This window comes from Streptococcus vestibularis ATCC 49124 (assembly GCF_000188295.1).
Classification (GTDB): domain Bacteria; phylum Bacillota; class Bacilli; order Lactobacillales; family Streptococcaceae; genus Streptococcus; species Streptococcus vestibularis.
On sequence record NZ_GL831113.1, the window covers coordinates 46,194 to 53,313 of the forward strand.

The following is a 7,120-nucleotide window of genomic DNA, read 5'->3' on the forward strand; positions in this document are numbered from 1 at the left end:
CCGTCTCGCGCCATTTGTTTATATTTTGGAAGGGTAGCGAAGAGGCTAAACGCGGCGGACTGTAAATCCGCTCCTTCGGGTTCGGGGGTTCGAATCCCTCCCCTTCCATAGTTACGGGCATAGTTTAAAGGTAGAACTAAGGTCTCCAAAACCTTCAGTGTGGGTTCAATTCCTACTGCCCGTGTTAGTAAAGTGGCGAATGTGGTGAAGTGGTTAACACATCAGATTGTGGCTCTGACATTCGGGGGTTCGATTCCCCTCATTCGCCTATATTTTTGGGGTATAGCCAAGCGGTAAGGCAAGGGACTTTGACTCCCTCATGCGTTGGTTCGAATCCAGCTACCCCAGTTATACTTTGCCGGCGTGGCGGAATTGGCAGACGCGCTGGACTCAAAATCCAGTGTCCGCAAGGACGTGCCGGTTCGACCCCGGCCGCCGGTATATGTTACACTCCTTAAGGAGTGTTTTTTTGTCTATAGGAGTTTATTTTTTATGTTTAATAAATTTCAGCTTCTCTTAAAACAAATTCGTTTTCCTGAGGATCACGATGCTTTTAAAGAAATTAAAGATGGTTCTATCGAAACAGTAAAGCTATTTAAATCAAAGCGCCAGTGGTTTTTTGTTTTTCTTTTCCTAGTGTTCTGTCTTATGAGTCTTTTACTCTTTTTGATAGTTTACTTCATTCTTCCTTCAATTCTTTAGGTGCCAAAGCTTTTTTTGAGATTCGTTTAGTTACTACTGCTTGCGATGATTCATTACTTGGGGATTATTTTTCATATGCTTTAGATAGTTTAAAAGTGTCTCACTTTTCTATTTATTCTTTATTCTCAAATCTAGATGTTGAGATTTCGAATAATAGTATTTTTGTTAAGGCTCCAGAGCATATTATAAAGGAAAATTTACAGGATAGATTTATTTCTTTGATATCTAAATCTCTTTCTCAAGTTGGTTTATCTGATGTATCCATTTCTGTTGTCGAAGATAAGGTAGCTTCATCTTCTTTTGAAGAGGCTTACCAAACAAATAAGGTTTTTTTACAAGAACAAGCTGAGTCTCAAGCAAGACAAGCGCTTCAATCTATTCTTGAAAGTGTCCCAGCACCGAAACCCGTGAGCGAACCGTCCCAAAATTTTGCTGAGAAACAAAGTCAACGTCAAGCTAGTTTTGATAAGGCTGAAATAACGCCAATGGTTGATATTAATTCTGAAGAGAATCGTGTTGTTTTTGAAGGATATATTTTTGATGTAGAGCAACGTGAAACTAAGACTGGTAGAATTATTATTAATTTCAAGGTAACTGATTATACCTCTAGTTTTGTTATGCAACGATGGGTAAAAGATAGTGATGAGCTCGCTAAGTTCGATATGATAAAAAAGGCGAACTGGGTTAGGGTTCGTGGTCGTATCGAGAATAATCCTTTCACTCATAGTCTGACAATGAATGTACAAGATATCAAAGAGATTTCGCACACACCTCGCAAGGATTTGATGCCTGAGGGACAAAAGCGTGTGGAATTTCATGCACATACTAACATGTCGACTATGGATGCCATGCCAACTGTGGAAGAGCTTATTGATACTGCTGCTTCTTGGGGGCATCCAGCTGTTGCTATAACTGATCACGCTAATGTTCAGAGTTTTCCTCATGGCTACCATAGGGCTAAGAAAGCTGGTATTAAGGCTATTTTTGGTCTTGAAGCCAATCTTGTTGAGGATAAAGTTCCTATTGTTTATAATTCCCAGAATTTGGAATTAAAAGAAGCAACTTATGTTGTATTTGACGTTGAGACAACGGGCTTGTCTGCTGTTCATAATGATTTGATTCAGATTGCGGCATCAAAAATGCATAAAGGTAATATTGTTGAGCAATTTGATGAATTTATAGACCCAGGGCATCCTCTTTCTGCTTTTACTACTGAGTTGACGGGTATTACTGATAATCATGTAAAAGGTGCTAAACCTTTAGTCCAAGTTTTACAGGAGTTTCAAGAATTCTGTCAAGGAACTGTGCTAGTGGCTCATAATGCGACCTTTGACGTTGGTTTTATGAATGCCAATTACGAAAGACATCAGTTACCAACAATTTTACAACCGGTTATTGATACTTTAGAATTTGCACGAAATCTTTATCCTGAGTATAAGCGTCATGGTTTGGGTCCTTTGACGAAGCGGTTTGGTGTGGCGTTGGACCACCACCATATGGCCAATTATGATGCGGAAGCTACGGGCCGTCTGTTGTTTATCTTCATAAAAGATGTGTTTGATAAGCACGGTTTGACTAATCTGGAACAGTTGAACACGGAGTTGGTTTCTGAAGATTCGTATAAAAAGTCTCGTGTCAAACATGCAACGCTATATGTTCAGAATCAAACTGGCTTGAAGAATATCTTTAAGTTGGTAAGTTTATCAAATGTCTCATACTTTGAGGGAGTAGCACGTATTCCTCGTACGGTCTTAGATGAGTATCGCGAGGGAATTATTGTAGGTTCTGCTTGTGCTGATGGTGAGGTTTTTGATACGCTTCTATCTCACGGTATTGATAAGGCGGTTGAAGTTGCTAAATATTATGACTTTATTGAAGTTATGCCACCGGCAATTTATGCTCCCTTGATTGCAAAGGGTTTAATCAAGGATGAGGCGGCTATAGAACAACTGATTCGAGATTTGATTGAAGTCGCTAATCGTCTGGACAAACCTGTGCTGGCTACGGGAAATGTACATTATATCAATCCTGAAGATGCCATTTATCGTGAAATCATTGTTCGTGCTTTGGGACAAGGAGCCATGATTAATAGGCCAATTGGTAAGGGAGAAAATGCGAAACCTGCTCCCTTACCTGAAGCTCATTTTAGGACAACTAACGAGATGCTAGATGACTTTGCCTTTTTAGGAAAAGACTTAGCCTATAAAATTGTTGTAACTAATACGCAGGCTATGGCGGACCAAATTGAAGAGGTTGAGGTTGTCAAAAAAGACTTGTACACACCTTTCATTGATCGTGCAGAAGAACAGGTTGCAGAGATGACTTATGCTAAAGCATTTGAGCTTTATGGTAATCCTTTGCCTGACATTATTGACTTGCGGATTGAGAAAGAGTTGTCCTCAATTCTTGGTAATGGATTTGCCGTAATATATCTGGCATCACAGATGCTGGTAAACCGTTCAAATGAACGTGGCTACCTGGTTGGCTCTCGGGGGTCTGTTGGCTCTAGTTTTGTTGCAACAATGATTGGAATTACTGAGGTAAATCCTATGCCACCTCATTATTTATGTCCTAAATGTCAACACTCAGAGTTTATCACGGATGGTTCTTATGGCTCTGGTTTTGATTTGCCTGATAAGGAATGTTCAGAATGTGGAACTGAGTATAAAAAGGATGGTCAGGATATTCCTTTCGAGACCTTCCTCGGTTTTGATGGGGATAAGGTTCCTGATATTGATTTGAACTTTTCAGGAGATGATCAGCCGTCGGCTCACTTGGATGTACGTGATATTTTTGGAGAGCAATATGCCTTCCGTGCTGGAACGGTAGGTACTGTTGCAGATCGGACAGCTTATGGTTTTGTCAAGGGTTACGAACGTGATTACAATAAGTTCTATCGTGATGCTGAGGTTGATCGTTTGGCTATGGGTGCTGCTGGGGTTAAGCGAAATACAGGTCAGCACCCAGGTGGTATCGTTGTTATTCCAAATTATATGGATGTCTATGATTTTACACCTGTTCAATATCCGGCTGATGATGTAACTGCTGCTTGGCAGACAACTCACTTTAACTTCCACGATATCGATGAGAACGTGTTGAAGCTAGATATTCTGGGGCATGATGATCCGACTATGATTCGTAAGTTACAGGACCTATCAGGAATTGATCCAAAAGATATTCGAGCAGATGATCCGGATGTGATGAAACTTTTTTCAGGGACTGAGATTTTAGGGGTAACACCTGAACAAATTGGGACCTCAACGGGAATGTTGGGGATCCCTGAGTTTGGGACTAACTTTGTTCGTGGTATGGTCGATGAGACGCATCCGACGACCTTTGCAGAACTCTTACAGTTATCTGGTTTATCCCATGGTACAGATGTGTGGTTGGGTAATGCACAAGATTTGATTAAGGAAGGTATTGCCACCTTGAAAACAGTTATCGGTTGTCGTGATGATATCATGGTATACCTAATGCATGCAGGGTTAGATCCTAAGATGGCCTTTACCATTATGGAACGTGTGCGTAAGGGAATGTGGTTGAAAATTTCTGAAGAAGAGCGAAATGGTTATATTCAAGCCATGCGTGAAAATAATGTTCCGGACTGGTATATTGAATCTTGTGGTAAAATCAAGTACATGTTCCCTAAAGCCCATGCGGCTGCTTACGTTATGATGGCCCTTCGTGTAGCTTATTTCAAGGTGCACCATCCTATTTATTACTATTGTGCTTACTTCTCGATTCGAGCCAAAGCATTTGAGCTTAAGACGATGTCTGCAGGGCTCAATGCTGTTAAAACTCGAATGGAAGATATTAAGGAGAAGCGCCAACGAAATGAAGCGACTAATGTTGAAAATGACTTGTTTACAACGCTTGAAATTGTCAATGAAATGTTAGAACGTGGCTTTACTTTTGGCCAGTTAGATCTTTATAAGAGTCAGGCGACTGAATTTTTGATTGAAGGAGATACCTTGATTCCTCCGTTTATCGCACTTGAAGGTTTGGGTGAAAACGTTGCGAAGCAAGTAGTTGCTGCACGTGAAGAAGGGGAATTTCTCTCCAAAACAGAATTGCGTAAACGAGGAGGCCTATCATCAACCTTGGTTGAAAAATTGGATGAAATGGGCATTCTAGGAAATATGCCAGAAGATAATCAGTTAAGTCTTTTTGATGATTTCTTTTAATGGCTAAAGTGAATTGTCATCAACTTTGAGAGAATGGAGTCAGTCTCCGTTCTCTTTTTGTTTAGGTATCTGTATGTGATGATAAAAAGCCAAAGCTGATAGAAAACTTTTTTCTTCGTCTTATGGTATACTGATAGAAAATTATAGTTTCAAGGAGTTAATCATGGTTTTACCACATTTTAAAGAAAATCTTGAAAAATATGCTAAATTATTGGTTGCCAATGGGATTAATGTACAACCTGGTCATACGGTGGCCTTGAGTATAGATGTAGAGCAAGCAGAGCTAGCTCATCTTTTAGTTAAAGAGGCCTATGCTTTAGGAGCAGCTGAGGTAATTGTTCAATGGTCGGATGATATTATTAATCGCGAGCGCTTCTTACATGCCGATATGGACCGCATCGAAGAGGTTCCTGATTATAAAAAAGCTGAGATGGAATATTTGTTGGCCAAAAAGGCAAGTCGCTTAGGAGTTCGTTCTTCAGATCCAGGGGCCCTTAATGGTGTCGCTCCTGAACGTCTATCTGCTCATGCTAAGGCTACTGGGGTAGCCTTTAAACCTATGCAGGTGGCAACTCAGTCTAATAAGGTTAGTTGGACTGTAGCTGCTGCAGCTGGTAAGGAATGGGCTAAGAAGGTCTTTCCTGATGCTTCGAGTGATGAGGAAGCCGTAGATTTACTTTGGGACCAAATTTTCAAGACCTGTCGTGTTTACGAAGAGGATCCTGTACATGCCTGGAAGGAACATGCTGACCGTTTAGATGCTAAAGCACGTATACTCAATGAGGCGCAATTCTCAGCCCTTCATTACACAGCACCAGGAACAGATTTGACCCTTGGTTTGCCGAAAAACCACGTTTGGGAGTCAGCAGGAGCTATCAATACCCAAGGTGAAGGTTTCTTGCCGAATATGCCGACAGAAGAAGTCTTCACAGCTCCTGATTTCCGGCGTGCAGATGGTTATGTCTCAAGTACAAAACCACTAAGTTATAATGGTAATATTATTGAGGGAATCAAAGTAACCTTCAAAGATGGTGAAATTGTAGATATTACAGCAGACCAAGGTGACGAAGTGATGAAGAATCTCGTCTTCAACAATAATGGGGCGCGTGCTCTAGGTGAATGTGCCTTGGTACCAGATCCAAGTCCTATTTCGCAGTCTGGTATTACCTTCTTTAATACCCTTTTTGATGAAAATGCCTCCAACCATCTAGCTATTGGGGCAGCCTATGCTACCAGTGTTGAGGGGGGAGCAGACATGACAGAAGAGGAGCTTAAAGCAGCTGGTCTTAATCGTTCTGATGTACACGTAGATTTTATGATTGGTTCAAATCAAATGGATATTGATGGTATCCGCCAAGATGGTAGTCGTGTGCCTATCTTCCGAAATGGGGATTGGGTGATTTAAGTATCGTGGAGGATTTCTTATGATTGGAAGTATGATAGTTGGTTTTCTAATTGGCCTTATTGCCTCTGCTATATCAAATAGGGGTGAACGTATGGGCTGTATTGGTAAGACCTTTGTTGGATGGTTAGGTGCTTTTGTTGGTCAGCTTCTTTTTGGAAATTGGGGACCGATGCTAGCAGATACTGCTATCGTTCCTTCGGTACTAGGTGCTGTTATCTTATTAGCCCTTTTTTGGAATCGTAATAGTTAGAAATGAAAGAGTTCTGAGATATTGGTTAGATATCTAAGGACTCTTTTTCTTATTTTTTCATTCTCATATACCACTTTTAGAAAAACTGTGGTAGAGTAGTAAAAATAGCATCTATTTGGGAAGGACTAGGAATGAGTGACTTAGATAAAAACATAGCTGTAAAAAGTATGGTTGTTATGCGTAAGGCTTTTCGTACCATCGATGCCAAGGTTTCTGAGACCTTCAAAGAATTTAATTTGACACCAACTCAATTTGGGGTCATGGATGTACTTAATGCCAAGGGGCGTATGAAGATTGGTGAATTAATTGATTGCATGCTTGCTACTTCGGGTAATATGACTGTCGTCATTAAAAACATGGAGAAAAAGGGTTGGTTGATACGAAAAGCCTGTCAAACAGATAAGCGTGCTTTTGAGATTGATTTGACGGATGAGGGCCGCCGTATTATCAAAGCAGCAATCCCCCCACATCAGCGAGCGATTGAGGAGACTTTTTCCGTTTTGTCTCCTGACGAACAGTCACAATTGGTAGAGCTTCTGAAAAAGTTTAAGAATGTCTGAGCATATTTCTTTATTTTTA

Annotated in this window: 5 protein-coding genes and 5 tRNA genes; all 10 read left to right on the forward strand. The window is 40.7% G+C overall.

The features are described 5' to 3' along the window. Positions 1–27 precede the first annotated feature (27 nt). The 10 genes from HMPREF9425_RS08620 (at position 28) to HMPREF9425_RS08660 (ending at position 7,101) form a co-directional block, all read left to right on the forward strand. Positions 28–108: transfer RNA gene (locus tag HMPREF9425_RS08620), tRNA-Tyr, on the forward strand. A gap of 5 nt (positions 109–113) precedes the next feature. After that, a tRNA-Trp gene (locus HMPREF9425_RS08625) sits at positions 114–184 on the forward strand. Between the two features lie 11 nt (positions 185–195). Then, positions 196–268 (forward strand) — tRNA-His (locus HMPREF9425_RS08630). Positions 269–276: 8 nt separating this feature from the next. After that, positions 277–348: transfer RNA gene (locus tag HMPREF9425_RS08635), tRNA-Gln, on the forward strand. Between the two features lie 9 nt (positions 349–357). After that, positions 358–441, forward strand: a tRNA-Leu gene (locus HMPREF9425_RS08640). 51 nt (positions 442–492) lie between these two features. Beyond that, positions 493–702 (forward strand): PolC-type DNA polymerase III N-terminal domain-containing protein, encoded by a 210-nt coding sequence (locus tag HMPREF9425_RS10460; RefSeq protein WP_003098299.1) that lies wholly within the window; start codon positions 493–495, stop codon positions 700–702. Further along, positions 612–4,886 (forward strand): PolC-type DNA polymerase III, encoded by a 4,275-nt coding sequence (locus HMPREF9425_RS08645; RefSeq protein ID WP_003098301.1) that lies wholly within the window; start codon positions 612–614, stop codon positions 4,884–4,886. The genes HMPREF9425_RS10460 and HMPREF9425_RS08645 overlap by 91 nt, the downstream gene beginning before the upstream one ends. 163 nt (positions 4,887–5,049) lie before the next feature. Next, entirely contained in the window at positions 5,050–6,291 is a 1,242-nt protein-coding gene (locus tag HMPREF9425_RS08650) for an aminopeptidase (RefSeq protein WP_003098303.1), read from the forward strand. 19 nt (positions 6,292–6,310) lie between these two features. After that, a complete protein-coding gene (locus HMPREF9425_RS08655; protein WP_002889604.1) occupies positions 6,311–6,541 on the forward strand; it encodes a GlsB/YeaQ/YmgE family stress response membrane protein in 231 nt (76 codons plus the stop codon). 131 nt (positions 6,542–6,672) lie between these two features. Further along, a complete protein-coding gene (locus HMPREF9425_RS08660; RefSeq protein WP_003098305.1) occupies positions 6,673–7,101 on the forward strand; it encodes a MarR family winged helix-turn-helix transcriptional regulator in 429 nt (142 codons plus the stop codon). The last annotated feature ends 19 nt before the right edge of the window (positions 7,102–7,120 follow it).

Bases quoted from the DNA above. Each gene is read 5' to 3' on its own strand.
- HMPREF9425_RS10460 (WP_003098299.1), top strand. From the start codon at position 493: ATGTTTAATAAATTTCAGCTTCTCTTAAAACAAATTCGTTTTCCTGAG.
- HMPREF9425_RS08650 (WP_003098303.1), top strand. From the start codon at position 5,050: ATGGTTTTACCACATTTTAAAGAAAATCTTGAAAAATATGCTAAATTA.
- HMPREF9425_RS08655 (WP_002889604.1), top strand. From the start codon at position 6,311: ATGATTGGAAGTATGATAGTTGGTTTTCTAATTGGCCTTATTGCCTCT.
- HMPREF9425_RS08660 (WP_003098305.1), top strand. From the start codon at position 6,673: ATGAGTGACTTAGATAAAAACATAGCTGTAAAAAGTATGGTTGTTATG.